Origin of the sequence: Moorena sp. SIO3H5 (assembly GCF_010692395.1) — a bacterium.
Classification (GTDB): Bacteria; Cyanobacteriota; Cyanobacteriia; order Cyanobacteriales; family Coleofasciculaceae; genus Moorena.
The window spans coordinates 1-2,007 of record NZ_JAAHHS010000707.1 but is presented as its reverse complement, the minus strand read 5'-3'; the positions used below and the strand labels follow the sequence as shown (position 1 = coordinate 2,007).

At 47.8% G+C, this 2,007-nt stretch carries 2 protein-coding genes; one reads left to right on the top strand and one right to left on the bottom strand.

The features are described from left to right. On the top strand, positions 1 to 886 hold an 886-nt coding region (locus F6K52_RS35745; protein ID WP_293089862.1), incomplete at its 5' end, for a transposase. A 274-nt stretch (positions 887 to 1,160) separates the two neighbouring features. Here F6K52_RS35745 and F6K52_RS35740 read toward each other — a convergent pair. Then, positions 1,161 to 1,880, bottom strand: coding sequence for a cellulose binding domain-containing protein (locus F6K52_RS35740; RefSeq protein ID WP_293089860.1), 720 nt, complete (start codon positions 1,878 to 1,880; stop codon positions 1,161 to 1,163). Positions 1,881 to 2,007 lie beyond the last annotated feature (127 nt).

The window sequence follows — 2,007 nt, the reverse complement described above, 5'->3', positions numbered from 1 at the left end:
TACCACATACCTGGACCGATCTGTGACTACAAACAAAATGATGTCTCCGTCGTTGATTTTCAATGATAGGTGCTGTCATCTGTCTGTTCCATTCACTTGTAAGCCAGAAAAACGCAAACCGGAGGCTAATGTTACTGCGGTAGATTTAGGTATAAACACTACGGCTACCGTAGCAGTCGTAACCCATGACGGCACTGTAATCCATTCGGCAAAGCCGACGCTACGCGAACGTGATTTTATTCACCTTGGAAGAGACATAGACCGCAGGGATAAACGACTAAAGTCCGTATCAAAAAGAGCATCAAAAACGATGGGCAGAGGAGGAAAACTGCATAAAGGGTTTTGCTCCAATACTTATCAAAAGTGCCAAAGAATTAATAATCAAATTAGCCATGTTGTCTCCAAGGGGATTGTAGAGATTGCTGAAAAGTTTAATTCTGTTCGCGTAGCGTGGCCTACGGCCTTAGCAATTGTCTTTGAGAATCTTAAGGGGTGGAAGCCAAGAGGTGGGAAAAAGCGCTCTAATTTAAGGCAAAGATTCCACGGATGGCTCAAAGCAAAAATTCGCAGCTTCACGGAAATGAAATGGGCTGAATTAGGTGGCAGAGTAATAGAGGTTGTTGCTGCCTATACTTCAAAGTTGGCTTTTGATGGCTCTGGTACGGTCAAACGAAATTCCCAAAAATACTCCTTGGCAACCTTCCCTTCAGGTAAGCGGTTTAATGCAGATTTAAACGGTGCTTACAACATCGGTGCCAGAGGCGTGTTTAAACTCACTCGCAGAAATGGCGAGGAGGGTCGTTCCAGCAAAAGATCTGGACGACCGCCTAGAAGCTGGGCTTGTCTATGTGACCTGTGGACGCTTCGTAGTTCCAGGTTAGCATAGGACACCACCACCTCGTTCAGGTGGTGGAAGCTTCATAGCGATGGACGTTCGCGTAGGGTCAGCCGTAGGCCACGAGTCCCGCTTTCAGCTAACCCGTGGCCTTTTGGCTAAGGTTTAATCGGGTTGAGGGTTGAGGGTTGAACGTTGTTCACACTTAATGCTTCACACTTAATGCTTCACACTTAATGCTTCACACTTAATGCTTCACACTTAATGCTTCACACTTAATGCTTCACACTTAATGCTTCACACTTGATCCTTCACACTTGATCCTTCATTGCCCTGATGCCAACATTTGCTTCGGTTTGTAGTCAGACCCAAGCTTGTTGGCACAGAATCCCAAATGTCGGCTTTGACCAGGTTCGATCAATCGTCCCCAATCCAGCGGGGTGACCACATAGTCTTTAGAGGATTGAGAGTTTTCCCTGTTACGGGGTTGGAAATTAGCATTCCAACTATTGTTAATCGCAGCTTGATTCATTTGGAATGTTAATTCCCAGTCTTCAACCTTAGTACTGCCCTCATTGATAACCTGTATGCCGATGCAAAATCCTTCTTGCCAATCTGAATGCAGGTTAGGTACCACTTTTAAAGAGACAGGGTTTCGAGTTTGTGACCTTGTAGAGAGATTAGGGTTAGGGAGATTAGGGCTAGTTTCAGGTGTTGGTCTTGGCTCCCTTAAAGCTTGGTTGGTATCAGGTGGTGGTGAAGGTAAAGGTGCCCTGTCGCTAGGTTTGGCACTGGGGGATGGTAAAGGTAGTGGCTCCTTTAAACCTGGATTAGCAAGGGGTGACGGTAGGGGAAGGGGTGTAACTTGAGTTGGTGTGACAGTTGGTGATGGTGCAGGGAACGGTGGAATTACACCAGGGTTGGTGCTCGGTAAAGGTGCAGGGAACGGTGGAATTACACCAGGGTTGGTACGCAGGTTAGGCGGGGGTAGTGGTGCCACGCTCCTGGGTGTGGGATTAGATAGGGGTGGGGGTAGTGGTGCCACGCTCCTGGGTGTGGAATTAGATAGGGGTGGAGGTAGTGGTGCGACGCTCCTGGATGGCTGCCCACTTGGTATTGCTGTAGGCATTTGCCCGATTGAGTTGGGTTGGGAATTCGGCAATGGCGTGGGA